The 24,056-nt window shown below is 71.8% G+C and carries 22 protein-coding genes; 9 read left to right on the top strand and 13 right to left on the bottom strand.

Annotation, left to right across the window (positions count from 1 at the left end):
* Window positions 1-129 precede the first annotated feature (129 nt).
* A complete protein-coding gene (locus ACFY0D_RS01865; protein ID WP_390796461.1) occupies window positions 130-570 on the bottom strand; it encodes an ATP-binding protein in 441 nt (146 codons plus the stop codon).
* Between the two features lie 122 nt (window positions 571-692).
* The gene (gene bldG / locus ACFY0D_RS01860; protein WP_008743037.1) at window positions 693-1,034 is read right to left on the bottom strand and encodes an anti-sigma factor antagonist BldG; all 342 of its coding nucleotides are present in this window, start codon (window positions 1,032-1,034) and stop codon (window positions 693-695) included.
* 70 nt (window positions 1,035-1,104) lie between these two features.
* Between bldG and ACFY0D_RS01855 the strand changes: the two genes are divergently transcribed.
* Window positions 1,105-3,585: a DEAD/DEAH box helicase gene (locus ACFY0D_RS01855; protein WP_390796460.1), complete on the top strand. Its 2,481-nt coding sequence runs from the start codon at window positions 1,105-1,107 to the stop codon at window positions 3,583-3,585.
* Between the two features lie 110 nt (window positions 3,586-3,695).
* Here the strand turns inward: ACFY0D_RS01855 and ACFY0D_RS01850 are convergent, their stop codons facing one another.
* Genes ACFY0D_RS01850 through ssd form a run of 7 tightly spaced genes read right to left on the bottom strand, consistent with a single transcriptional unit; the run spans window position 3,696 to window position 8,568 of the window.
* Window positions 3,696-4,034, bottom strand: coding sequence for an Rv3654c family TadE-like protein (locus ACFY0D_RS01850; RefSeq protein WP_390796459.1), 339 nt, complete (start codon window positions 4,032-4,034; stop codon window positions 3,696-3,698).
* Window positions 4,031-4,360 (bottom strand): TadE family type IV pilus minor pilin, encoded by a 330-nt coding sequence (locus ACFY0D_RS01845; RefSeq protein WP_390796458.1) that lies wholly within the window; start codon window positions 4,358-4,360, stop codon window positions 4,031-4,033. Before ACFY0D_RS01845 ends, ACFY0D_RS01850 begins: the two co-directional genes overlap by 4 nt.
* A 43-nt stretch (window positions 4,361-4,403) precedes the next feature.
* Window positions 4,404-4,601, bottom strand: coding sequence for a DUF4244 domain-containing protein (locus ACFY0D_RS01840; RefSeq protein ID WP_037882804.1), 198 nt, complete (start codon window positions 4,599-4,601; stop codon window positions 4,404-4,406).
* A 49-nt stretch (window positions 4,602-4,650) separates the two neighbouring features.
* On the bottom strand, window positions 4,651-5,427 hold the full coding sequence (locus tag ACFY0D_RS01835) for a type II secretion system F family protein (RefSeq protein ID WP_390796457.1): 777 nt from the start codon (window positions 5,425-5,427) through the stop codon (window positions 4,651-4,653).
* Complete coding sequence (locus ACFY0D_RS01830) at window positions 5,427-6,311, bottom strand: type II secretion system F family protein (RefSeq protein ID WP_390796456.1); 885 nt, start codon at window positions 6,309-6,311, stop codon at window positions 5,427-5,429. Before ACFY0D_RS01830 ends, ACFY0D_RS01835 begins: the two co-directional genes overlap by 1 nt.
* Window positions 6,308-7,456 (bottom strand): TadA family conjugal transfer-associated ATPase, encoded by a 1,149-nt coding sequence (locus tag ACFY0D_RS01825; RefSeq protein ID WP_390796455.1) that lies wholly within the window; start codon window positions 7,454-7,456, stop codon window positions 6,308-6,310. Before ACFY0D_RS01825 ends, ACFY0D_RS01830 begins: the two co-directional genes overlap by 4 nt.
* Window positions 7,453-8,568, bottom strand: coding sequence for a septum site-determining protein Ssd (gene ssd / locus ACFY0D_RS01820; protein WP_390796454.1), 1,116 nt, complete (start codon window positions 8,566-8,568; stop codon window positions 7,453-7,455). The genes ACFY0D_RS01825 and ssd overlap by 4 nt, the downstream gene beginning before the upstream one ends.
* Window positions 8,569-9,107: 539 nt before the next feature.
* Here ssd and ACFY0D_RS01815 point away from each other — a divergent pair.
* On the top strand, window positions 9,108-9,983 hold the full coding sequence (locus tag ACFY0D_RS01815; RefSeq protein ID WP_351147987.1) for an HAD-IB family hydrolase: 876 nt from the start codon (window positions 9,108-9,110) through the stop codon (window positions 9,981-9,983).
* Between the two features lie 416 nt (window positions 9,984-10,399).
* Here the strand turns inward: ACFY0D_RS01815 and ACFY0D_RS01810 are convergent, their stop codons facing one another.
* Window positions 10,400-11,221 (bottom strand): oxidoreductase, encoded by an 822-nt coding sequence (locus ACFY0D_RS01810; RefSeq protein ID WP_390796453.1) that lies wholly within the window; start codon window positions 11,219-11,221, stop codon window positions 10,400-10,402.
* Window positions 11,222-11,330: 109 nt separating this feature from the next.
* Here ACFY0D_RS01810 and ACFY0D_RS01805 point away from each other — a divergent pair, with 109 nt between their 5' ends.
* Window positions 11,331-12,353, top strand: a complete 1,023-nt coding sequence (locus ACFY0D_RS01805) for an ATP-binding protein (protein ID WP_390796452.1) — start codon at window positions 11,331-11,333, stop codon at window positions 12,351-12,353.
* Here ACFY0D_RS01805 and ACFY0D_RS01800 read toward each other — a convergent pair.
* Window positions 12,307-13,614 (bottom strand): hypothetical protein, encoded by a 1,308-nt coding sequence (locus ACFY0D_RS01800; protein ID WP_390796451.1) that lies wholly within the window; start codon window positions 13,612-13,614, stop codon window positions 12,307-12,309. The genes ACFY0D_RS01805 and ACFY0D_RS01800 overlap by 47 nt on opposite strands.
* Before the next feature lie 235 nt (window positions 13,615-13,849).
* On the opposite strand from ACFY0D_RS01800, the gene ACFY0D_RS01795 reads away from it, so the two are divergent.
* The 6 genes from ACFY0D_RS01795 to ACFY0D_RS01770 all read left to right on the top strand — a co-directional run bounded on the left by ACFY0D_RS01795 (window position 13,850) and on the right by ACFY0D_RS01770 (window position 21,986).
* Window positions 13,850-16,303: a SulP family inorganic anion transporter gene (locus tag ACFY0D_RS01795; RefSeq protein ID WP_390796450.1), complete on the top strand. Its 2,454-nt coding sequence runs from the start codon at window positions 13,850-13,852 to the stop codon at window positions 16,301-16,303.
* Between the two features lie 160 nt (window positions 16,304-16,463).
* Entirely contained in the window at window positions 16,464-18,461 is a 1,998-nt protein-coding gene (gene acs, locus ACFY0D_RS01790) for an acetate--CoA ligase (RefSeq protein ID WP_390796449.1), read from the top strand.
* A 241-nt stretch (window positions 18,462-18,702) separates the two neighbouring features.
* Window positions 18,703-20,136 carry a Na+/H+ antiporter NhaA gene (gene nhaA / locus ACFY0D_RS01785; RefSeq protein ID WP_390796448.1) on the top strand — a complete coding sequence of 478 codons (1,434 nt, stop codon included), beginning with the start codon at window positions 18,703-18,705 and terminating at the stop codon, window positions 20,134-20,136.
* A gap of 63 nt (window positions 20,137-20,199) precedes the next feature.
* Window positions 20,200-20,658, top strand: a complete 459-nt coding sequence (locus tag ACFY0D_RS01780; protein WP_390796447.1) for a phage holin family protein — start codon at window positions 20,200-20,202, stop codon at window positions 20,656-20,658.
* Entirely contained in the window at window positions 20,655-21,614 is a 960-nt protein-coding gene (locus tag ACFY0D_RS01775) for an alpha/beta fold hydrolase (RefSeq protein WP_390796446.1), read from the top strand. The genes ACFY0D_RS01780 and ACFY0D_RS01775 overlap by 4 nt, the downstream gene beginning before the upstream one ends.
* A gap of 198 nt (window positions 21,615-21,812) precedes the next feature.
* The gene (locus ACFY0D_RS01770; RefSeq protein ID WP_189743888.1) at window positions 21,813-21,986 is read left to right on the top strand and encodes a hypothetical protein; all 174 of its coding nucleotides are present in this window, start codon (window positions 21,813-21,815) and stop codon (window positions 21,984-21,986) included.
* A 21-nt stretch (window positions 21,987-22,007) separates the two neighbouring features.
* Here ACFY0D_RS01770 and ACFY0D_RS01765 read toward each other — a convergent pair whose 3' ends face one another.
* Both ACFY0D_RS01765 and ACFY0D_RS01760 read right to left on the bottom strand, forming a co-directional pair.
* Window positions 22,008-23,210: a MarP family serine protease gene (locus tag ACFY0D_RS01765; protein ID WP_314242624.1), complete on the bottom strand. Its 1,203-nt coding sequence runs from the start codon at window positions 23,208-23,210 to the stop codon at window positions 22,008-22,010.
* A 13-nt stretch (window positions 23,211-23,223) separates the two neighbouring features.
* A complete protein-coding gene (locus tag ACFY0D_RS01760; protein WP_390796445.1) occupies window positions 23,224-23,946 on the bottom strand; it encodes an NUDIX hydrolase in 723 nt (240 codons plus the stop codon).
* Window positions 23,947-24,056: the final 110 nt, after the last annotated feature.

Raw genomic sequence — 24,056 nt, 5'->3', positions numbered from 1 at the left:
GTGGTAATGGGGCAAAGGCATTGACGCCCCATCATTGATCTAGGGAAATGGAAAAGGCCCTGCTCAGCAGGGCCTTGATAAAGATCGGAAGATACGAAGGATTGCGCGCGGCGAGGATCGCGGTGGACCTCAGGGAAGCTCGGAGACCCCGGAGACGGGCCAGCTCATCCGGATGGTCCCGCCCGATTCGCCGCTGCTCACCTCGACGTCGTCGACGAGCCCGCTGATCACCGCGAGACCCATCTCGTCCTCGGTCTCGCCCTCGGACTCCAGGACGGCGGTGATGCCGGACACCGCGTCGGAGGCACCGCCGGACGGCCCGGGGACCTCGTCGCCGACCTCGATGGAGAACACCTTGTCCTCCTCGGTCAGCACCACCCGGACGGGCGCGGTCAGTCCGTTGCTCCGATGGAGTCCGACGGCACGCGTACAGGCCTCACCCACGGCGAGGCGGACCTCGTCGAGGACGGCCTCCTCCACGCCGACCCGGCGCGCCACGGCGGCCGCGACCAGGCGGGCCGTCCGGACGTGTTCGGGCTGGGCGCTGAAGCGCAGTTCAACGGTGGCCATGCGCATCCCCCTCGGACTACGGGCGTGCCTTGACAGGGGCCCGGGCCAACCATGGCCCGGTACCCCCGCTCTCCTTGTCGGCTCCCTGCCGCCCGGAGGCTGCAGGGGGCCGCGCGGAGCCGTCAGTCGGTCGCGTTGACGGCGTCTTCCACCGTGGTGTGGATCGGAAACACCTTGGTCAAACCGGTGATGCGGAAGATCTTCAGGATGCGCTCCTGGTTGCACACCAGACGGAGCGAGCCCTCGTGCGCACGGACGCGCTTGAGGCCTCCCACCAGCACACCGAGGCCGGTGGAGTCGAGGAAGTCCACCCGCTCCATGTCGACAACCAGGTGGTAGCTGCCGTCGTTCACCAACTCGACCAACTGCTCGCGCAGCTTGGGCGCGGTATACACATCAATCTCGCCACCGACCTCCACGACCGTACGGTCGCCGACAGTGCGAGTCGACAGGGACAGGTCCACGGATCCTCCAGCACCTTGCTATCGAGCGACGCCCCCTCACCCGAAGGTAGGCGAGGGATTGGCTGCCGCGATGGCATTCAATCACTTACCGGCAGGCGCGCACGACGCCTTCGGACCATTGTCCCGCACGCCGGTGACACACTCGGTTCCGATGGCCAACACATCTGGTCCCGGACGGCCCACGGCACCCGCGGACCCACGACCCACCCCCGACACGGTCCTGGACCGCCTGTCACGGGGGCCTTCCCGTGCTGCGCGCATCACCCATACGGAGCACTTGCCCCCTCGGGCGGGTCGTCATGCAGTCTGGCCGGACCGCATCCGAACAGACGTCGTAGCCGCGATCGGATCGGCCGGAATCGACCATCCGTGGGAACACCAGGCCGCGGCGGCCGAGCTCGCCCTCGACGGAACGTCCGTGGTCGTGGCCACCGGAACCGCCTCGGGAAAGTCCCTCGCCTACCTCGCGCCCGTGCTCTCCGCCCTCGCGGACGGCGCCGAGGCCCCGAACGGCCGGGGCGCGACCGCCCTGTACCTGGCCCCCACCAAGGCCCTGGCGGCCGACCAGCGGCGCGCCGTGCGGGAACTGGCCGCCCCGCTGGGCAACGCCGTACGCCCCGCGGTCTACGACGGGGACACGCCCGTCGAGGAACGCGAGTGGGTGCGGCAGTACGCGAACTACGTCCTGACCAACCCCGACATGCTGCACCGCGGGATCCTCCCGGCCCACCCGCGCTGGTCCTCCTTCCTGCGGGCCCTGCGCTACGTCGTGATCGACGAGTGCCACACCTACCGCGGGGTCTTCGGATCCCATGTGGCACAGGTGCTGCGCCGGCTGCGGCGGCTGTGCGCCCGCTACGGCGCGGAACCCGTCTTCATGCTGGCCTCCGCCACCGCGAGCGACCCGGCGGCGGCCGCGTCCCGGCTGACCGGCGTACGGGTGATCGAGATCACCGACGACGCCTCACCGCGGGGCGAGGTGGTCTTCGCCCTCTGGGAGCCGCCGCTGCTCACCGAGCTGCGCGGCGAGAAGGGCGCGCCCGTACGGCGTACGGCCACCGCCGAGACGGCCGACCTGCTGACCGACCTGGTGATCCAGGGGGTCCGTACGGTCGCCTTCGTGCGCTCCCGGCGCGGCGCCGAGCTGATCTCCGTGATCGCCCAGGAACGGCTCGCGTCGGTCGACCGGTCGCTGGCCCGCCGGGTCGCCGCCTACCGGGGCGGCTACCTCCCCGAGGAGCGCCGGGCCCTGGAGCGGGCCCTGCACTCCGGCGAGCTGCTCGGTCTGGCCGCCACGACGGCCCTGGAGCTGGGTGTGGACGTCTCCGGCCTGGACGCCGTCCTGATCACCGGCTACCCGGGCACCCGGGCCTCCCTGTGGCAGCAGGCGGGCCGCGCGGGGCGCTCGGGCCAGGGCGCCCTGGCCGTGCTGATCGCCCGGGACGACCCGCTGGACACCTACCTCGTCCACCACCCGGAGGCGCTGTTCCAGCGCCCGGTGGAGGCCACCGTCCTGGACCCCGACAACCCGTACGTCCTCGCCCCCCACCTGTGCGCGGCGGCGGCGGAGCTGCCGCTGACCGACGCGGACCTGGAACTCTTCGGCCCGGCGACCGAGGACCTCCTTCCTCAGCTCGAAGCGGCGAAGCTGCTGCGCCGCCGGGCGACCGCCTGGCACTGGACCCGCCGGGAGCGGGCCTCGGACCTGACCGACATCCGGGGCGGCGGCGGCCGCCCGGTGCAGATCGTCGAGGCCTCGACCGGCCGGCTGCTGGGTACGGTCGACGAGTCCGCGGCCCACACCGCCGTCCACGAAGGGGCCGTCCACCTCCACCAGGGCCGCACGTATCTCGTGAAGCACCTGGACCTGGAGGATTCTGTGGCCCTCGTGGAGCAGGCGGATCCGCCCTTCTCCACCACGGCCCGTGACACCACCTCCATCTCCATCCTGGAGACCGAGACCGAGATCCCGTGGGGCTCGGCCCGGCTCTGCTTCGGCTCCGTCGAGGTCACCAACCAGGTCGTCTCCTATCTGCGCCGCAAGCTGATCACCGGCGAGGTGCTGGGCGAGTCCAAGCTCGACCTGCCGCCCCGCACCCTGCGCACCCGGGCCGTGTGGTGGACGGTGACCGAGGACCAGCTCGACGAGGCCCGGATCAACCCGGAGATCCTGGGCGGCGCCCTGCACGCCGCCGAGCACGCCTCCATCGGCATGCTTCCGCTGTTCGCCACCTGCGACCGCTGGGACATCGGCGGCGTCTCCGTGCCGGTGCATCCCGACACCCTCCTCCCCACGGTCTTCGTCTACGACGGCCATCCCGGCGGCGCCGGCTTCGCGGAGCGCGCCTTCAGCACAGCGAGCGCCTGGCTGACGGCGACCCGCGACGCGATCGCGGCCTGCGAGTGCGAGGCCGGCTGCCCTTCCTGCATCCAGTCCCCCAAGTGCGGCAACGGCAACGAGCCCCTGCACAAGCGTGGCGCCATCCGCCTCCTCACCCGCCTCCTCTCCGAATCCCCGGCCACACCACCCGCCGCACCCTCCGAGGCCTGACGGGACCCTCCGGGGCCTGACGGGACCCTCCGGGGCCTGACGGGACCCTCCGGGGCCTGACGGGACCCGACGCGGCCCCGGGACCCGACACGGCCCCGGGACCCAGGGCGTCAGCCCCGCGGCCCGGGCGGGCCTGCCCGGGCCTGGATCGTCGCCGTGAACGGCCCCGCCACGACCCGGGCGGTGACCTCGGCGACCTCGCCCCCGAGCAGGCACCCGCCGAGCGCCGCGCCCTGCGCCCGAGCCACCCGCAGGGCCACCGCGCACGCCGTCTCCGGCCCGTGGGCCCAGGTGGCCGCCGCCGCGAGCGCCGCCAGGTCGGCGGCCGCCGCCGCCCGGTGCCGGGCCACGACGGCCTGGCCGAGCAGCAGCGCCCCGCCGAACACCGCACCCAGCACCGTCGCCACCAGCGCCGCCCAGACCGTGGCCGAACCCCGGTCCCGGCTCACGGCGGCGGCCCCACGCTGTCCTCCGCCAGGGCCACAGCCTGCGCCCCGAGCCGTACCGGCAGCCCGCCCGGCCCGGGCGCCTTCGCCGCCACCCGGACCCGCCAGAGGTCGCCCTCCCGCTCCAGCTCCACGCGCGCCCCCGGTGGGGCGGCCGCCCGGGCCGCCGCCTCGGCCACCTCCACCGGCTCCGACCTGGCCGCCGCCCGGGCTCCGGCCCGGGCCGCGTCCACACACCGGATCTGCGCGGCCGCCGCCATCAGGGACCACACCAGCAGCGCCGCGAACAGCACCAGCGCCGGAATCACCAGGGCGGCCTCCGCCGTCACATATCCCCGGTCAGATTTTCCCCGGGTGCTCCGTGACCCACCCTCAGAACGGCACATCGAGTGCCTTTCCGATGGTCGACTGAAGGGCCGTGGCGACGACTTCACTCGTCACCACCTTGTAGAGGACTGCTGCGAATGCGCAGGCCGCGATCGTGCCCATCGCGTATTCCGACGTGGACATCCCCTGGTCACCCCCGCGCGCCCGCAACGCCGTCCGCACACGAAACCAGATGATCCTCATGACAACCTCCTGTGTATTTCCGCTGTTGATGCGTGTGGTCAATGCGACTTCAGGTGTTCGAGAGAAGTCCCGAGGCCATACCGATCACCACCGGCGCGACCCCGATCGCGAGAAAAGCGGGGAGAAAACACAACCCCACGGGTGCGGTGACGAGGACCGCCGCCCGCTGCGCCCGCGCTCCCGCCGTGCGGGCCCGGTCCTCCCGCAGCCCGGACGCGAGCCGGGAGACCGGCTCCGCCGCGGGCGCCCCCGTCCGCGCGGCCCGTTCCAGGCAGTCCGCGAGCGGCCGGGCGCCCGGTATCTCCGCCAACCTCCCCCACCCGGCGCCCGGTTCGCCGCCGAGCCGCAGCTCCGCCCCGGCCCTCGCCAGCCGGTCGCCCACCGGGCCGCCCAGCGACTCCCCCACCACCTCGGCGGCCTCGACCGGGCCCGCCCCGGCCGCCAGGCAAGCGGCCAACAGATCTGCGGCGAAAGGCAACTGACGCTCCGCCTCCCGTGGATCCACTCCGGCCGGCGGCCGCGCCCTGGCCTGCCACCGCCGCACACCGAGCGCGGCCAGGCCACCGACCGCCACACCGGTCACCCCGCCGACGAGCACCCAGCCCGCCAGCAGCGCCCCGGCCGGCCCGGCCCATCCAGTCACCACACCTCTGAGCGCGGAGCCGAACACCGGGGCGCGTAGCCCTGGTCCAGCTCCCATCAGGGCCGCCGTCCTGCGGCCGGCCGCCCGCTTGCGGACCCGCGCCGCCACCGCCGACACCAGCCACAGCGCGACCACGGCCAGGCAGACGGCGATCCCCAGCCTGTGGACGACGAAGCCGCCCATCACCGCTCCCCCGCCCGGACGATCCGTTGGCACCACAGCAGCCCGAGCGCCTCCAGCACCCCACCGGCCAGCAGGCAGCCCCACCCCATCGGCGTGTGCAGCAGCACCCGCAGCGGATCCGCGCCCAGCCCGGTACCGATCAGCAGGCCCACCAGCGGCAGCAGGGCGAGCACCAGCACCGTCGACCGCGCCCCCGCCAACTGGGCCCGCAGCGACTCCTGCCGGTCCCGCTCGGCCCGCAGGGCCCCCTCCAGCCGTTCCAGTCCGGCGGCCAGTCCCGCACCGCCGTCCACAGAGACCCGCCAGCAGGCCGCCATCCCGGCCAGCCCTTCCGCCCCGGGCTCCCGCGCCGCCTGGCGCAACGCACCGGGCACGTCCCCACCGAAGGCCGCTGCGGCCAGTACGCCCGTCTCCGCCGCACCCGGCCCGCCGGGGCCGACGGCCGTCCTGCGCATCGCGGCCGTCAGCGCCTGCCCGGGCTGAGCTCCCGCCCGCAGTTCACCCACCACCGCCCCGCACAGGGCCACCACCTCAGCGGCCCGCGCCGCCCGGGCCCGCTCCCGCGCCCGTACCCGCAGCCACCGGCGCACCAGCGGCACCGCCGCCGCCCCCGCCAGTAGCGGAATCACGGACCCGCCGAGCACCGCGACCACCAGCCCCGCCGCGAGGCAGACCCACTCCCGCCACCGCGCCGCCCGCACCCGTACGGCGATCAGCAGCCGCTCCCGGCGCAGCGGGCCGACCGGAACCACCGGACCGCCCGCGGCGAGCACCACCTGGGCCCGCCGGGACACCCGGTCGCCGCCGGCCAGCCCCCAGGCGGCGGCCCCGGCACACAGCACCCCGGCGAACAGCGGCACCGGCAGCCCCGCTCCCGCGCTCACCGGACGCCTCGCAGCAGCGGGCGAAGCCGTTCCCAGCCGCGCTCCCGCACGAAGCCCCGAGCGGCCCAGCGCAGCGCCGGTACGGTGACCACCAGCCCGGCGGCGTCGCGCTCCAGCACGTGCACCTCGGCCAGCCGGCGCCGCCCCTCCCGGTCCCGGACCAGATGGAGCACCAGGGTCAGCGCCGCGGCCAACTGGCTGTGCAGGGCGGCCCGGTCGAGCCCGGCGGCCGTCCCGAGCGCCTCCAGCCGGGCGGGGACATGGGCTGCGGCGTTGGCGTGGACCGTCCCGCAGCCCCCCTCGTGCCCGGTGTTCAGGGCGGCGAGCAGGTCCGCCACCTCGGCGCCCCGCACCTCGCCCACCACCAGCCGGTCGGGCCGCATCCGCAGCGCCTGGCGGACCAGGTCCGCCAGGGTGACCAGACCCGCCCCCTCCTGGTTGGCCGGCCGGGTCTCCAGCCGCACCACGTGCGGATGGTCGGGGCGCAGCTCGGCCGAGTCCTCGGCCAGCACGATCCGCTCGCCGGGGCCGACCAGCCCCAACAGGGCGCTGAGCAGGGTGGTCTTGCCCGTTCCGGTGCCGCCGGAGACGAGGAACGACAGCCGGGCCTCGACCATGTCCCTGAGCAGTCGGTGCCCGCCCGGCGGCAGTGTCCCCGCGGCGACGAGCTCCTCCAGCGTGAACGCCCGCGGCCGCACCACCCGCAGCGAGAGGCAGGCCGAGCCCACCGAGACCGGGGGCAGCACGGCATGCAACCGGGTGCCGTCGGGCATCCGGGCGTCCACCCAGGGCCGGGCGTCGTCCAGGCGCCGCCCCGCGACGGCAGCAAGCCGCTGGGCGAGCCTGCGCACGGCCTCGGCGTCGGCGAAGGTCACTGCGGTCAGCTCCAGCCCGCCACCGCGGTCCACCCACACCCGGTCGGGGGCCGCCACCAGCACATCGGTGACCTCCGGATCGGCGAGCAATGCCTCCAGCGGGCCTGCGCCGACCAGCTCGGACCGTAACTCGGCTGCCACCCCGAGCACTTCGGCGTCCCCGAGCAGCCTGCCCTGGGCCCGCAGGGCCGCGGCCACCCTCGCCGGGGTCGGTTCCGCCCCGCTCTCGGCGAGCCGCCGGCGCACCGCGTCCAGGAGCACCGCGCTCATGCCGACACCCCCTGGGCGGAGCCGAGTGCGCGCTGCCAGAAGCCGTCGCAGAAGCGGGCCAGCGCGCCCTTCCCCTGCGTCCCCGGTGCTTCGCCCTCGGCCACCCGCCCCGGGAGTCCCACCTCGACCGGCACCTCCCCGGCCAGGGGTGCCCCCAACAGGCCGGCCACGGACTCCGGATCGAGGCCGCCCGGGCAGCGTGCCCGTACGACGACCCGCACGTCCCGGGCCACCATCCGCACCCCGGCGGCGACCCGGCGGGCGGCGGCCACCGACCGCAATTCGCCCGGCACCACCATCAGCACCAGGTCGAGCTGGGCCAGCACCTCGGCCACGGGTTCGTCGACCCGCCGCGGGAGGTCGACCACCACCACGCCGCCCCGGCGGCGCGCGGCGGCCACCACGGACCGGATCGCGGCGGGTGGCACCACCACCCGGTCACCGCGGTCCCAGCTGAGCACGCGAAGGTCGTGCAGCTCGGGCAGGGACTCCTCCAGCGCTCCCGCGCCGACCCGGCCCCGCGAGGCCGCGAAGTCCGGCCAGCGCAGCCCTTCGGCGCTTTCGCCCCCGAGCAGGACGTCCATGCCGCCGCCCAGCGGGTCGCCGTCGATGAGGATGGTCCGCTCCCCGGCTCGGGCGGCCCGCACGGCGAGCGCGCAGGCCAGGGTGGAGGCTCCGGCGCCGCCGCTGCCGCCGATCACCCCCACGGCGAGGGCGGGCCGCCCGGCCCCCTCCACGACATCGGCGATGCGGTCGACGAGCCGGCTCTCGGCGTCCGGGAGCCGCAGCACCTCCTCGGCGCCGATCTCCACCGCCCGTTGCCACACATGGGGGTCGTCTAGGTCCCGGCCGACGAGGAACACCCCGGCCCTGCGCGGTGCCCCGCGCACCCGTCGGGCGGCGTCGTCGCCCACCAGCACGAGCGGCGCGGATTCCCACCCCGCGTTCCCCGCCTCCCCGCCCGCCCCGACGGCCCCGCCCCGCTCGGGAGCCGTGTGGCGCACATGCGGTTCGGCACCCGCCGCGGCACACAGCCTCAGCAGGTCGTCGAGCAGCAGCGGGTCCTCGGTGATGATCAGCGGCCGCCCGCCGCCGGGTGCGGATCCGGCCATGGATCCGGGCCCGGGGCCCGCCCCGACCCCTGTCCCCCTTCCGCCGACCACGGACTCCGGCGATTCACACGACTTCGATCGCGCCACGATCTCCGCCCCCTTCTCACTGCAAATGCTTCCGCCACGGACTTCGCGGCTGGAATCACCGTGCAGCGATCAGGAAAAACAAGTGGATCTTGTTGGATAACTGTGGACAACCCATCGGTTGTGAATAACCCGGTCACCCTCTCAGGTGAGTTCCGGAGCGCGGCGGAACCACTACGCACCGTCACGAGTCTGATGTGGTGAGGGCCTTCGCCGCGTCGGCCCCACGCAAGAGGAAGGGCCGGAGGATGGTCGCTTGGGGCCGAAGGCAGGGACGCAAACCGCGTCCGGACATGCGACGACCCCCGCCGGGGGGGAGAGCGGGGGTCGTCCCCACGGTCCGACTCGGGGGGGGAGGAGCCAGACCGGGTTAGCACGGTCGCGAACGATCCGTGACTTCCATGGTGTACCCGAGAGCCTTCTCAGGCAAACCCACGCGCCACACCTTACGCCGAATGGTGGGCGCATATGCTCGGGGCGTGGAAAATCAGCCCTTGCCGCACTCCTCGCCTCGTACCGCAGCCTTCTTCGACCTGGACAAGACGGTCATTGCGAAGTCGAGCACCTTGACGTTCAGCAAGTCCTTCTACCAAGGCGGCCTGATCAACCGGCGAGCCGTGTTGCGCACCGCGTACACGCAGTTCATCTTCCTGGCCGGCGGTGCCGACCACGATCAGATGGAACGGATGCGGGAGTACCTGTCCGCCCTCTGCAAGGGGTGGAACGTGCAGCAGGTGCGGGAGATCGTCGCCGAGACCCTGCACGACCTCATCGACCCGATCATCTACGACGAGGCCGCTTCCCTGATCGAGGCCCACCACACCGCGGGCCGCGACGTGGTGATCGTGTCCACCTCCGGGGCGGAAGTCGTCGAGCCCATCGGGGAGATGCTCGGCGCGGACCGGGTCGTCGCCACCCGCATGGTCGTGGGTGAGGACGGTTGTTTCACCGGCGAGATCGAGTACTACGCCTACGGACCCACCAAGGCGGAGGCCGTACGCGAACTCGCGGAGTCCGAGGGGTACGACCTCACCCGCTGCTACGCCTACAGCGACTCGGCCACCGACATCCCGATGCTCGAAGCGGTCGGGCACCCGCACGCCGTCAACCCCGACCGGGCGCTGCGGCGGGAAGCCGTGGCGCGCGAGTGGCCGGTCCTGGTCTTCAACCGGCCCGTACGGCTGAAGCAGCGCCTTCCCGGGCTGTCCATGCCGACCCGGCCCGCCCTGGTCGCCGCGGCGGCCGTGGGCGCGGCAGCCGCCACGGCCGGGCTGGTCTGGTACGCGAGCCGGCGCCGCGCCAATGCACTGGCCGCGGCCCGCTCTGCCTGAATGTCCTGACCTGCACGGATAAGGCATGTCCGGTTCGCCCTCGGTCGTCCCGGAAAGTAAAAAGTGGAGCCAGGGGTTTCGCATGGCTCCGAAGCGGAGTACAAATAAAGCAACGGCCCGCGAGACCAAAGAACATCCGAGAGGATCATCTTTAAAACGCAGTAAGGCCCACGGACCGAAGCATGAGCGCCGAGCACCCACGCGACGTCGACCCGTCGATTACGGGCCAGCCGCACCAGGTAACGGGCAAAGACCCCGACCTGATGGGCAACTTTCGAGGACGCTTGGTAACTGGGCGTAAATGCCAGCGGCGACACCAGCGCAAGACGGTGTCGCCGCAACCCATGTCCGGGGCCCGAAAGCCTCGGACACGGGGCCGAACGAATGAAACGCGAGGGACGGGCGGGACGGGCGGCTCAGGCCGCGCCGCGCTGCAGGGCCTCGCACACCGCCGTCGACTCGCGGACACCCAGCTCGACCGCCCGGCCGCAGTGCGCGATCCAGGCGGACATCCCCTCCGCGGTACCGGAGACGTAGCCCTCGAACGCGGCCAGGTAGGCGTCGGTCCCCTGCTCCGCGTGGCCGACCTCCGCCGGACAGATGGCCTTCGGGTCCAGACCGCTGTTGATCAGGACGATCCGCTCGGCCGCCCGCGCGACCAGCCCGTTGTACGAGGCGAACGGACGCAGCGCCAGCAGTTCACCGTGCACCACCGCGGCCGTGATCAGGGCCGGGGCGGAGCCGCCCGCGATGATCAGGCGGGACAGCCCGTCGAGACGGCCCGCCACCTCCTCGGCGCTCGGCAGCGGGAGTCCGACCAGGGGTTCGGTCACCGGCTCGCCCGCCAGTCGGGGGCGGCCCACCACATCGCCGTCCGCCGTGGACCCGCACGCGACCAGGTGCAGCCGCGCCAGGACCCGCAGCGGCGACTGCCGCCAGATGCTCAGCAGCTGGCCGGCCTCCGCCGTGAGCCTCAGCGCCGCGCCCACCGTCAGCGCTTCCGGCTCCGACCCGAAGTCGGTCCGGCGGCGCACCTCCTCCAGGGCCCAGTCCGCACCGGACAGCGCCGCGCTCCCGCGGGCGCCGCGCAGGGCGGCCTCCGAGGTGATCTCACCGCTGCGGCGACGCATCACCCGGTGCCCGTAGACGCGGTCCACGGCCTTGCGTACGGAATCCACGGACTCGGCGACACCAGGCAGCCCGGCCAGAGGGACGAGCGGGTCAGAAGCGCTACTCATAAGTAGGGAGCCTACGCACTGCGCACCCATAGCACCGACCCCTCCTTGGAGTGGTCTTCTTCACTCACCTTGACAACACAGTGCTATCGAGCCGCTACGCTTGGTGAACATGAAGATCGCTTTCGTAGGGAAGGGCGGCAGCGGCAAGACGACCCTGTCCTCCCTCTTCATCCGCCACCTCGCCGCCAATGAAGCCCCTGTCGTCGCGGTGGACGCCGACATCAACCAGCACCTGGGCGCCGCGCTCGGGCTCACCGAGGAGGAGGCCGCCGCACTGCCCGCTCTCGGCGCGCACCTGCCCCTGATCAAGGAGTACCTGCGGGGTTCCAATCCGCGCATCGCGTCCGCCGACGCGATGATCAAGACGACCCCGCCCGGCCGCGGCTCGCGCCTGCTGCGCGTCACCGAGGACAACCCGGTGTACGAAGCCTGCGCGCGCACGCTCCTGCTCGACGGGGAGCCCGTACGGCTCATGGCCACCGGGCCGTTCACCGAGGCCGACCTGGGCGTGGCCTGCTACCACTCCAAGGTCGGAGCGGTCGAGCTGTGCCTCAACCACCTGGTCGACGGCCCTGACGAGTACGTGGTCGTCGACATGACGGCAGGCTCGGACTCCTTCGCCTCCGGCATGTTCACCCGCTTCGACGTGACCTTCCTGGTCGCCGAACCGACCCGCAAGGGCGTCTCCGTCTACCGCCAGTACAAGGAGTACGCACGGGACTTCGGGGTCGCGCTCAAGGTCATCGGCAACAAGGTGCAGGGACCCGAGGACATCGAGTTCCTCCAGGACGAGGTGGGCGAGGACCTGCTGGTCACCGTCGGGCACTCCGACTGGGTACGGGCGATGGAGAAGGGCCGGCCGGCCCCCTTCGAGCTGCTGGAGGCGTCCAACCGGTTCGCCCTGCAGGAGCTCCAGGACGCCGCCGACGACTCGTACGCGCACCGCGACTGGGCCCGGTACACGGAGCAGATGGTGAGCTTCCACCTCAAGAACGCGCAGAGCTGGGGCAACGCCAAGACCGGGGTCGACCTGGCGGACCAGGTCGACCCCGGCTTCGTCCTGCGCGAGGGGGCCGAGGCGCTCGTCAGCCCTCGTCCGCACTCCCCCCGGCCGGCTCCGCAGCCGGCTTGACGCCCGCGGGGGCGGCCGGCGCCGCCGGCGGCCCCGCGGTCAGGAACTTCGCCCAGCCCTCCTTCGGCGCCTCGCCGACATCGAGGGTGCGCATCCACTCCAGGGCCTTCGGGTCCTGCGCGTCCAGCCAGTCCGCCAGCTCCCGGAACGGAACGCAGCGGACCTCCTTCTGGGTGCACATGGTCTTGATGGACTCCTCGACGGCGCGCATGTAGGTGCCGCCGTTCCAGGACTCGAAGTGATTGCCGATGATCAGCGGCGCGCGGTTGCCCTGGTAGACGCGGTCGAAGGCCTCCCGCAGGCCGTCGCGCATCTGGTCACCCCAGTACGCGTGCTGGGAGGGGTCACCCTGTGAGGTGGTCCCGGACTGGTTGACCATGTAGTTGTAGTCCATGCTCAGGGTGTCGAAGGCACGCCCCGGCATGGGCACCAGCTGGAGCGGGATGTCCCAGAGCCCGTCGGTCTTCTTCGGCCAGATCTGCTTGCTGATGCCGCTGGAGTCGTAGCGGAAGCCCATGTCCTTCGCCGCCAGCATGAAGTTCTTCTGGCCCTCCAGGCAGGGCGTGCGGGCGCCGATGAGCTCCTTGTCGTAGTTGAAGGGGAGCGCCTCCTGGTCCTTCAGGCCGGAGTTGGTCTTCCAGTTCTTGACGAAGGACTTGGCCTGGTTGATCTCGCTCTTCCACTCCTCCACCGACCAGGTGCCGACGCCGCCGTCGGGACCGCAGAAGTGCCCGTTGAAGTGGGTGCCGATCTCATTGCCCTCCAGCCAGGCCGAGCGGACCTGGGTGGCGGTGTCCTTGATGCCCTGGAGGTCGCCGAAGCCGATGTCGGAGCGGCCGGGCTCGTGCTGGGGCGCCGTATAGAGGGAACGTTTCTCCTCCGGGAGCATGTAGACGCCGCTGAGGAAGTACGTCATGCGGGCGTTGTACTTCTTGCCGACCTCGCGGAAGTGCGAGAAGAGCTTCTGGCTGTCTTCGCCGGCCCCGTCCCACGAGAACACCACGAACTGTGGCGGCTTTTCGCCCGGCTTGAGCTTCTGCGGCTTCTGCACGTTCGGCTGCATGCCGGTGTACGCGGTCGAACCGTCACCGATGGGCCGGTTGACGCTGCCCGGAGCCTCCGGGGCGGCGGCCCCCTTCAGCGCGTTCGGGGCCCCGGGAGCCGGGGACTTGGCGGGTTCCGAGGTGCTGCATGCGGCGGCTCCCAGGACCAGCGCCGTGGCGACCAGGCCGCCGGCGATCTTCTTCGTGGCGGCGATCATCCGCCCCACCTCTCCCTCGCAGTTCCATCGCAGGACTTCCGCGCCGCAACGTCCCATGCGGTCCGCTTTGGGAGAGGTATGACAAGCCGTACAAAATGCTTAATCACCCTTGAGTGCTAATTTGTACGCCATTTGCCCGTATTATTCACCGCTCACCTTTACTCTCCATTACCATCCATTTACCGAGTGTTGAGACTCCCGCCGCTTCACCCCTCCCCCGAGGAGACGGGAACCCATGACAGCCACCTCCCCCTCACGCACCACACAAGAGATCCGCAAGGACCTTCCCGCAGATCTCTCCGCCTCCATCGCCGTCTTCCTGATCGCCCTGCCCCTCTCGCTCGGCATCGCCCTGGCCACCGGCGCCCCGCTCCAGGCGGGGCTCGTCGCCGCAGCGGTCGGCGGGCTCGTCGCCGGGCGGCTCGGTGGCGCTCCGCTCCAGGTGAGCGGCCCGGCCGCCGGACTCACCGTGGTCACCGCCGAGTTGATCCAGCACTACGGATGGCGCACCACCTGCGCCATCACCGTGCTCGCGGGTCTCTGTCAGCTCGGCCTCGCCGCCCTGCGCACCGCCCGGTCGGCGCTCATGGTCAGCCCGGCCATCGTGCACGGCATGCTCGCGGGCATCGGCGTGACCATCGCACTGGCCCAGCTGCACATCGTGCTCGGCGGCACACCGCAGAGCAACGCCGTGGCCAACGTCCTAGGACTGCCGGGCCAGTTGGCCGATCTGCACCCGGTCGCGCTGGGCATCAGCGTGCTGACCCTGATCGTCCTGCTCGGCTGGCCCCGGCTGCCCGGACGGGTGGGCCGCGCCCTGCGCAAGGTGCCGGCGGCCCTCGCCGCCGTCGCCACGGCCACCGCCTTCGCCGCACTGGCCGGACTCAGCCTGCCGCGCGTGGACCTGCCGTCCTGGCGCAGCCACGCCTTGCCCGAGCTGCCCGAGGGGCCGGTCCTCGGTCTCATCGCCGCGGTACTGACCATCACCCTGGTCGGCAGTGTGGAGTCCCTGCTCTCCGCCGTCGCGACCGACAAGCTGATCGCCTCCGAGCGGCGTACGGGCAACCGCCCGCCCCGCGCCGACCTCAACCGGGAACTGCGCGGCCAGGGCGCGGCGAACATCGTCTCCGGCGCGCTGGGCGGGCTGCCCATCACGGGCGTGGCGGTCCGCAGCGTGGCGAACGTCAAGTCCGGTGCGGTCAGCCGGAAGTCGTCCATGCTGCACGGACTGTGGGTACTGCTCGCGGCCGGGCTGCTGGTCCCGGTCCTCGACCTGATCCCGCTCGCCGCGCTGGCCGCCCTGGTGATGGCGGTCGGCGTGCAGATGGTCAACATCACGCACCTGCGCAGTGTCACCCGGCACCGGGAGATCCTGGTCTACGGCACGACCATCGTCGCCGTGGTGCTCGGCGGGGTCCTGGAGGGCGTGGCCATCGGTATCGCGGTGGCCGTCGCGCTGGCCCTGTACCGGCTCACCCGGACCCGGATCACCGTGGAGCGACTGGACAGCGGGGCCCACCGGGTGCGGGCGCGCGGGCAGTTGACCTTCCTCGCGGTGCCCCGGCTGAGCCGGGTGCTGAACCAGATCCCGCACGCCGGGCACGCGGTGGTCGAGCTGGACGGCTCGTTCATGGACCACGCGGCCTACGAGACGCTGCACGACTGGCAGGATTCCCATCTGGCGCACGGGGGCTCGCTGGAGGTCACCGGCCGCGCCGGATCGTCTGCGCGGCTGCCCGAAGCCGTGACCGGAACCATGCCCGGAACCGCTCCAGGAACCGCTCCCGACGACGGGCCCGCCGACGGAAGCCACCACACGGACCGGTCCCGCCGCGCACCGCAGCGCGGCGTGCACCAGTGCTGCCGCCCCTGGACGCCATGGCAGAACCACTGCGACCACCGACCCGCGGGTACCCGTACCATCACCGCCGCGGACGCGGCCAGGGCAGCCGCGGCGGCCACCGAGGCGAAGGCGGAGGCCGGCGACGGGCAGACCGGCTCGCCCGCGCCCCGGCGGCGCGGCGCGGGCCAACTGGCCAGTGGGATCGGCGCCTTCCAGCGCGACACCGCACCCCACGTGCGGGACGAGCTGGCCCGGCTGGCCCGCGAGGGGCAGCGGCCCTCCCAGCTCTTCCTCACCTGCGCGGACTCCCGCCTGGTGACCAGCATGATCACGGCCAGTGGGCCGGGCGACCTGTTCACGGTCCGCAATGTCGGCAATCTGGTCCCGCTGCCCGGCGCGGAGTCCACCGACGACTCCGTCGCCGCGGCCATCGAGTACGCCGTGGACGTACTGCAGGTGGACAGCATCACGGTGTGCGGGCACTCGGGCTGCGGTGCCATGCAGGCCCTGCTCTCCTCCACGCCCGGCGCCCCGGTGACCCCGCTGCGGCGCTGGCTGAAGCACGGGCTGCCCAGCCTGGAGCGGATGGCCAGCCGCCACCACGCCTGGGCCCGGATCTCGGGCCGCCTCCCGGCGGACGCGGTGGAGCAGCTGTGCCTGACCAATGTGGTCCAGCAGCTGGAGCATCTGCGGGCCCACGAATCAGTGGCCCGGCGGCTCGCCGAGGGCACCCTGGAGCTGCACGGCATGTACTTCCACGTGGGCGAGGCGCAGGCGTATCTCCTGTCCGAGGGCGAGGACTTCTTCGACTGCCGGGTCTTCGACAGTGTGGGCCAGCACGCCTGAACCGATACCCTCCCGTATTCGTGCAATCGTTTGGCCCCTTCCCGCGCCCTGCAGCGGGGAGGGGCCATTCGCACTCCGTTCTCGCGCGGGCCAGGTCGTGATATAGGTCTAAACCAATTCTCGGCTACCCCTTGTCACCTGGGCCGCTGACTGATGAGCTATGCCCGGGGACACAACGGACACCCTGGGAAAGGGAGATGTCGTGAGCAATGAGAGCCTGGCCAATCTGCTCAAGGAGGAGCGGCGGTTCGCACCGCCCGCCGATCTGGCCGCCGCCGCCAATGTGACCGAGGCTGCGTACGCACAGGCCGATGCGGACCGGCTGGGCTTCTGGGCCGAGCAGGCCCGGCGGCTGACCTGGGCCACCGAGCCGACCGAGACGCTCGACTGGTCGAACCCGCCCTTCGCGAAGTGGTTCGCGGACGGCAAGCTGAACGTCGCGTACAACTGCGTGGACCGACACGTCGAGGCCGGCAACGGCGACCGCGTCGCCATCCACTTCGAGGGCGAGCCCGGCGACAGCCGCGCGATCACCTACGCCGAGCTCAAGGACGAGGTCTCCAAGGCCGCCAACGCCCTGACCGAGCTGGGTGTCGAGGCCGGCGACCGGGTCGCCGTCTACCTGCCGATGATCCCCGAGGCGGTCGTCGCGATGCTCGCGTGCGCCCGCGTCGGCGCCGCGCACTCGGTGGTCTTCGGCGGTTTCTCCGCCGACGCCGTCGCCTCCCGCATCCAGGACGCCGACGCCAAGCTGGTCATCACCGCCGACGGCGGCTACCGCCGCGGCAAGCCCACCGCCCTGAAGCCCGCCATCGACGATGCCGTCGCCAAGTGTCCGCAGGTCGAGCACGTGCTCGTCGTGCGCCGCACCGGCCAGGACACCGCCTTCACCGAGGGCCGCGACGTCTGGTGGCACGACGTGGTCGGCCGGCAGTCCGCCGAGCACACCCCGCAGCCCTTCGACGCCGAGCACCCGCTCTTCATCCTCTACACCTCGGGGACCACGGGTAAGCCCAAGGGCATCCTGCACACCTCCGGCGGCTACCTGACGCAGGCGGCGTACACCCACCACGCGGTCTTCGACCTGAAGCCGGAGACCGACGTCTACTGGTGCACCGCCGACATCGGCTGGGTGACCGGGCACTCCTACATCGTCTACGGGCCGCTCGCGAACGGCGCCACCCAGGTGATGTACGAGGGCACCCCCGACACCCCGCATCAGGGCCGGTTCTGGGAGGTCGTCCAGAAGTACGGGGTGACCATCCTCTACACGGCGCCCACGGCCATCCGTACGTTCATGAAGTGGGGCGACGACATCCCCGCGAAGTTCGACCTGTCGAGCCTGCGCGTGCTGGGCTCGGTCGGCGAGCCGATCAACCCCGAGGCCTGGATCTGGTACCGCAAGCACATCGGCGGCGACCGCTGCCCGATCGTGGACACCTGGTGGCAGACCGAGACCGGCGCGATGATGATCTCCCCGCTGCCGGGCGTCACCGCCACCAAGCCGGGCTCCGCCCAGCGCGCCCTGCCCGGAATCTCCGCCACCGTCGTGGACGACGAGGCGCACGAGGTCCCGAACGGCGGGGGTGGCTACCTGGTCCTCACCGAGCCGTGGCCGTCGATGCTGCGCACCATCTGGGGCGACGACCAGCGGTTCATCGACACCTACTGGTCGCGCTTCGAGGGCAAGTACTTCGCGGGTGACGGCGCCAAGAGGGACGACGACGGCGACATCTGGCTGCTGGGCCGGGTGGACGACGTGATGCTGGTGTCCGGCCACAACATCTCGACCACCGAGGTCGAGTCGGCCCTCGTCTCCCACCCCTCGGTCGCCGAGGCGGCCGTGGTCGGCGCCAACGACGAGACCACCGGTCAGGCCATCGTCGCCTTCGTCATCCTGCGCGGCAGCGCCTCCGAGACCGAGAACCTGGTCGCGGACCTGCGCAACCACGTGGGCAGCACGCTGGGCCCGATCGCCAAGCCGAAGCGGATCCTGCCGGTCCAGGAGCTGCCGAAGACCCGCTCGGGCAAGATCATGCGCCGTCTGCTGCGCGACGTGGCGGAGAACCGCGCGGTCGGTGACGTCACCACGCTCGCCGACTCCTCGGTCATGGACCTGATCCAGAGCAAGCTCCCGGCCGCCGGCAGCGAGGACTGAGCCACGGGCCGAGGCCCACCGCCCAGGACAGACCGAGACACGCGGAACACACCGAAAGGGGCACCCGGCGCACCGCGCCGGGTGCCCCTTTCGCACTTAAAGTGATGATCACCGGATACGCCCTCGTGTGCATCCCTGTAAAATATTGAAAGCGTAAAGAAAGACCACAGGGTGCGCCGGGAAGTCTGGTCGGCAATGAGCTTCGCCATGCCGTCCAACCGACCCCCGGAGGTGTCCCCTCGTGGCCGCGCCCAGCCCCACCGACCACCAGAGCCGCAAGCTGCTCGGCCTGCTCTCTCTGCCCGAGCGCCGGTTCGTCGCCGACGCGCTGCGCACCGAGACCGTCGGCGGTGTGCTGCTGCTCGTGGCCGCGATCGCGGCCCTGGTGTGGGCGAACATCCCCGCCATCTCGGAGAGCTACGCCGAGGTCCGGTCCTTCCACATCGGCCCCGCCTCCCTCGGCCTGGACCTCTCGCTCCAGCACTGGGCGGCCGACGGACTCCTCGCCATCTTCTTCTTCGTCGCCGGCATCGAGCTCAAGCGCGAGCTCGTCGCGGGCGATCTGCGCGATGCCAGAGCGGCCGCGCTCCCGGTGATCGCCGCCCTGTGCGGCATGGCCGTACCCGCGGTGGTCTACGTACTCGTCAACATCGTGGGCAACGGCTCCACGGACGGCTGGGCCGTCCCGACCGCCACCGACATCGCCTTCGCGCTCGCCGTCCTGGCCGTCATCGGCACCTCGCTGCCGTCGGCCCTGCGCGCCTTCCTGCTGACCCTCGCGGTCGTCGACGACCTCTTCGCCATCATGATCATCGCGGTGTTCTTCACCAGTGAGATCGACTTCCTGGCCCTCGGCGGGGCCTTCGTGGGCCTGGCCCTCTTCTGGTTCCTGCTCCGCACCGGCGTGCGCGGCTGGTACGTCTACGTTCCGCTCGCCCTGGTCATCTGGGGCCTGATGTACAACAGCGGCGTCCACGCCACCATCGCCGGCGTCGCCATGGGCCTGATGCTCCGCTGCACCCGCCAGGACGGCGAGCGGCAGTCCCCCGGCGAGCACATCGAGCACGTGGTCCGGCCGATTTCGGCCGGTCTCGCCGTGCCCCTCTTCGCCCTCCTCTCCGCCGGTGTCTCCCTCTCCGACGAGGCCATCGCCCAGGTCTTCACCCGGCCCGAGACCCTCGGCGTGGTCCTCGGCCTCGTCGTCGGCAAGACGGTGGGCATCTTCGGCGGCACCTGGCTGGCCGCCCGCTTCACCAAGGCCGAGCTGAACGAGGACCTCGCCTGGCCGGACGTACTCGCCGTGGCCTCGCTCGCCGGGATCGGTTTCACCGTCTCCCTCCTGATCGGCGAACTCGCCTTCGCCGGCGACGCCGTCCTCACCGACGAGGTCAAGGCCGCCGTACTGATCGGCTCGCTGATCGCCGCCGTGATCGCGTGCGTCATGCTCAAGCTCCGCAACCGCAGGTACAAGGCGCTCACCGAGGCCGAGGAGCGCGACGAGGACCACGACGGCATCCCGGACATCTACGAGCAGCGCAACCCCGCGTACCACCTGCGGATGGCCAGGATCTACGAGGAGCGGGCCGCGGAACACCGCCGCAAGGCCGAGGAGGCGGCCGCCGCCGCGCTCCAAACAGCAGCCGGGTCCACCAACGACGGCGACCGTCCGGCATGATCTGACTGACGACGACGCAGGACAGCCGCGCCGCCCGGCAGCAGACGACAGAGGGAGAGAGCGATGAGCGCAGTGGACCAAGAGGCGCAGGGAGCCGAGCTCACACTCGGCCAGCTGGTCGCCTCGGCCACCGCCGAGATGTCCGCGCTGGTGCACGACGAGATCGCCCTCGCCAAGGCGGAGATCCGCGAGGACGTCAAGCGCGTGGGCAGCGGATCCGCCTCCATCGCCGCCGCAGGCGTGTTCGCGGTCTTCTCCCTCCCGGTGCTGACCTTCGCCGCGGCGTACGGGATCCACAACCTCGGGCTCGGGCTCGCGTGGTCCTTCCTCATCGTCGGCAGTGCGTTCCTGCTGATCGCGGGCGTGCTCACGCTGATCGCCGTACGGAAGTTCAAGAAGATCAAGCCGCCGGAGAAGTCCATCGCCTCCGTGAAGCAGACCGCCGCGCTGGTCGGGACCGTCAAGCCGCACCCGCGGCCGGTGAGTGACAAGGCTGTGGGTGTGGCACGCTCGTCCTCATGACAGCGCCCACGCCGGACTCCAGCGTTCCTCCCACGGCTGCCACGGCGGTACGGCTCGACCTCCCCGGCGGGCAGGCGGTGACGCACCGGGACGTCGCCGCGAACGGCGCCCGCTTCCACGTCGCCGAGCTCGGCGACGGGCCGCTGGTGCTGCTGCTCCACGGCTTCCCGCAGTTCTGGTGGACCTGGCGCCATCAGATGACCGCGCTCGCCGATGCCGGGTACCGCGCGGTCGCGATGGACCTGCGCGGGGTGGGCGGCAGCGACCGCACCCCGCGCGGCTACGACCCCGCGAACCTGGCGCTCGACATCACCGGAGTCGTACGGTCCCTCGGCGAGCCGGACGCCGCGCTCGTCGGGCACGACCTGGGCGGGTACCTCGCCTGGACGGCGGCCGTGATGCGGCCCAAGCTGGTGCGCCGGCTCGTGGTCTCCTCCATGCCGCATCCGCGCCGCTGGCGCTCGGCGATGCTGTCGGACTTCGGGCAGACCCGGGCGAGTTCACACATCTGGGGCTTCCAGCGGCCGTTCGTTCCCGAGCGGCAGCTCGTCGCCGACGGCGGGGCGCTCGTAGGGGAGCTGATCCGGGACTGGTCGGGGCCGCGGCCGCCCGAGGACGAGGATCTGGCCGTGTACCGGCGGGCCATGTGCATCCCGTCCACCGCGCACTGCTCGGTCGAGCCGTACCGCTGGATGATGCGGTCGATGGCGCGGCCCGACGGGATCCAGTTCAACCGGCGGATGAAGCGTCCGGTGCGGGTGCCGACGCTGCATCTGCACGGTTCGCTCGACCCGGTGATGCGCACGCGCAGCGCGGCCGGTTCCGGGGAGTACGTCGAAGCCCCGTACCGGTGGCGGCTGTTCGACGGGCTCGGGCACTTCCCGCACGAGGAGGACCCGGTCGCCTTCTCGTCCGAGCTGGTGAACTGGCTCAAGGACCCCGAGCCGGACCGCTGACGCGACGACCGGCCGTTCCGCCGCCGGACGGGCCGCGGAACGCGGCGCTGAACGGACCACGGGCCCGGCGACCGTCCCCTGAAGGGGCGGGAGTTCGATCGTGCGGTTGTCTTACGAGCATTCAATTGCCTGGCGCATAGGCCAATTGGCCGCCCCTGACGGGATTACGGACCTTGGGCCACGGGCAGAGCTCGGAGTATGAGCTGGACGCACGACTACGGTGACACCGCGCACGAACGCCGCTCGGCAGCTACGCCGGGCACCCACGAGAGGGCCGGCCGGCACGGCCACGACCCCCGCCTCGGGATTCCGCTCATCCTGCGCCGACGGGCCCGCTGGGTCTCCGCGCGCCTGCGCCATCCACGGACGTAGGGACCCGGCGGGAGCGGCGTCTCAGAGCGCGCAGCCCTGGCTGTCGACCCGGCGTACGGCGTCCTTGCCGACCCGGATGTCGTCGCGGATCTCGTCCACCGTCAGCACGTAACCGGTGTTGGGGTCGTCGAGGGACTTCGCGAAGACGACTCCGTACACCCTGCCGTCGGGCGTCAGCAGCGGACCGCCGGAGTTGCCCTGGCGGACCGTCGCGTACAGCGAGTAGACGTCCCTTCGGACCGTACCCCGGTGGTAGATGTCCGGGCCGTTGGCGTTGATCCGCCCGCGGACACGGGCCGACCGGACGTCGTACCCGCCGTTCTCCGGGAAGCCGGCGACGATGGCGTCGTTGCCGCTCGCCGCGTCCTTCTCGGAGAACTCCAGCACCGGGGCCTTCAGCTTCGGCACGTCCAGGACGGCGATGTCCCGCGCCCAGTCGTAGAGCACGACCTTGGCGTCGTACAGCCTGCCCTCGCCGCCGATCTGCACGGTCGGCTCGCTGACCCCGCCGACGACATGCGCGTTGGTCATCACCTTGCCGGGCGCGAAGACGAAGCCCGTGCCCTCCAGCACCTTGCTGCAGCTGGGCGCGGTACCGACGACCTTCACGATCGAGCGCTTCGCGAGCTCGGCGACGGGGCTGCTGGCGAGCGTCGGGTCGGGCGCCTTCACCTCGGTGATGGGCTCGTTGGAGAACGGGCTGAACACCTGTGGAAAGCCGTTGCGCGCGAGGGTGGAACTGAAGTCGGAGAACCAGGTGTTCGCCTGCTCGGGCAGCACTCGCGACACGCCGAGGAGGACCTTGGAGTTGCGGACCTCCTTGCCCAGCGTGGGGAGCGAGGTCCCGGCGAGCGCGGACCCGATCAGCCAGGCCACCAGCAGCATCGCGACCACGTTGACCAGGGCGCCGCCGGTCGCGTCGAGCGCGCGCGCCGGTGACCAGGTGATCTGGCGGCGGAGTTTGCTCCCGAGGTGGGTGGTCAGGGCCTGGCCGATCGAGGCACAGATGATGATCACGACCACGGAGATCACGACGACCGTGGTGGACACCTGGGTGCCGTTGTCCGTCACCCGGTCCCAGATCAGCGGGAGCAGGGACACGGCGAGGAGACCACCGCCGAGGAAGCCGATCACCGACAGGATGCCGACGACGAACCCCTGGCGGTAGCCGACGATCGCGAACCATACGGCGGCGAGCAGCAACAGGATGTCCAGCACGTTCACGTGGGCCACCGTCTCATGCGCGCCAGTCGAGTGGGACCTGCCGTGAGCGGTCCCACGGACGCTCCCAGCCCGCGAAGTGCAGGATCCGGTCGATCACTCCGGCGGTGAAACCCCAGACCAGAGCCGATTCGACGGTGAACCCCGGCCCCAGGTGGCCGCTCGGATGAACGGTCATGACCCGGTGTTCGGGATCCGTGAGATCGGCCACGGGAACCGTGAAGACCCGCGCCGTCTCGGCGAGGTCCACGGCTCCGACCGGGCTGGGGTCGCGCCACCAGCCGAGGACCGGGGTCACGACGAACTCGCTGACCGGAATGTAGAGCCGGGGCAGCACGCCGAAGAGCTGAACACCGGAAGGATCCAGTCCGGTTTCTTCCTCCGCCTCGCGCAGCGCGGCGCGCAGGGGGCCGGTGGTGTGCGGATCGCCATCCTCCGGATCCAGCGCGCCGCCGGGGAAGGACGGCTGGCCCGCGTGCGAGCGCAGGGTGCCGGCGCGCTCCATCAGGAGCAGCTCGGGGCCGCGGGCGCCCTCCCCGAACAGGACGAGGACGGCGGACTGCCGCCCGCGGCCGTCCTCGGGCGGCAGGAAGCGGCTCAGCTGACCCGGCTGGACGGACCGGGCCGCCTCGACGACGGGGTCGAGCCAGCCGGGCAGGCCGTCGGCAGTGACGGCAGGGCCGCCGCCCTCGCGGGCTCCCACCGTGGTTCCGGTCTCGTCCCGTGTACCGCGCGTCATAGGCACCTCTGTCCGCGTCGTCCTGTCCAGCGCCGTCTCCCACACCACAAACGCGGTCCGGGTACCGAATCGTTCCTAACTCCCCGGGTCCGCAGGTCTTCACGCCCCCG

Origin of the sequence: Streptomyces sp. NPDC001502 (assembly GCF_042894785.1) — a bacterium.
Taxonomy (GTDB): Bacteria; Actinomycetota; Actinomycetes; order Streptomycetales; family Streptomycetaceae; genus Streptomyces; species Streptomyces kutzneri.
This window is presented reverse-complemented; position numbering and strand designations above follow the sequence as displayed.

Coding starts and splice junctions, on each gene's coding strand:
- ACFY0D_RS01855 (WP_390796460.1), top strand. CDS start 1,105: ATGGCATTCAATCACTTACCGGCAGGCGCGCACGACGCCTTCGGACCA.
- ACFY0D_RS01780 (WP_390796447.1), top strand. CDS start 20,200: ATGAGCGCAGTGGACCAAGAGGCGCAGGGAGCCGAGCTCACACTCGGC.
- ACFY0D_RS01835 (WP_390796457.1), bottom strand. CDS start 5,427: ATGGGCGGCTTCGTCGTCCACAGGCTGGGGATCGCCGTCTGCCTGGCC.
- ACFY0D_RS01865 (WP_390796461.1), bottom strand. CDS start 570: ATGGCCACCGTTGAACTGCGCTTCAGCGCCCAGCCCGAACACGTCCGG.
- ACFY0D_RS01840 (WP_037882804.1), bottom strand. CDS start 4,601: ATGAGGATCATCTGGTTTCGTGTGCGGACGGCGTTGCGGGCGCGCGGG.
- ACFY0D_RS01795 (WP_390796450.1), top strand. CDS start 13,850: ATGACAGCCACCTCCCCCTCACGCACCACACAAGAGATCCGCAAGGAC.
- ACFY0D_RS01800 (WP_390796451.1), bottom strand. CDS start 13,614: ATGATCGCCGCCACGAAGAAGATCGCCGGCGGCCTGGTCGCCACGGCG.
- ACFY0D_RS01770 (WP_189743888.1), top strand. CDS start 21,813: ATGAGCTGGACGCACGACTACGGTGACACCGCGCACGAACGCCGCTCG.
- ACFY0D_RS01810 (WP_390796453.1), bottom strand. CDS start 11,221: ATGAGTAGCGCTTCTGACCCGCTCGTCCCTCTGGCCGGGCTGCCTGGT.
- ssd (WP_390796454.1), bottom strand. CDS start 8,568: ATGGCCGGATCCGCACCCGGCGGCGGGCGGCCGCTGATCATCACCGAG.
- acs (WP_390796449.1), top strand. CDS start 16,464: ATGCCCGGGGACACAACGGACACCCTGGGAAAGGGAGATGTCGTGAGC.
- ACFY0D_RS01805 (WP_390796452.1), top strand. CDS start 11,331: ATGAAGATCGCTTTCGTAGGGAAGGGCGGCAGCGGCAAGACGACCCTG.
- ACFY0D_RS01775 (WP_390796446.1), top strand. CDS start 20,655: ATGACAGCGCCCACGCCGGACTCCAGCGTTCCTCCCACGGCTGCCACG.
- ACFY0D_RS01815 (WP_351147987.1), top strand. CDS start 9,108: ATGGTGGGCGCATATGCTCGGGGCGTGGAAAATCAGCCCTTGCCGCAC.
- ACFY0D_RS01760 (WP_390796445.1), bottom strand. CDS start 23,946: ATGACGCGCGGTACACGGGACGAGACCGGAACCACGGTGGGAGCCCGC.
- ACFY0D_RS01825 (WP_390796455.1), bottom strand. CDS start 7,456: ATGAGCGCGGTGCTCCTGGACGCGGTGCGCCGGCGGCTCGCCGAGAGC.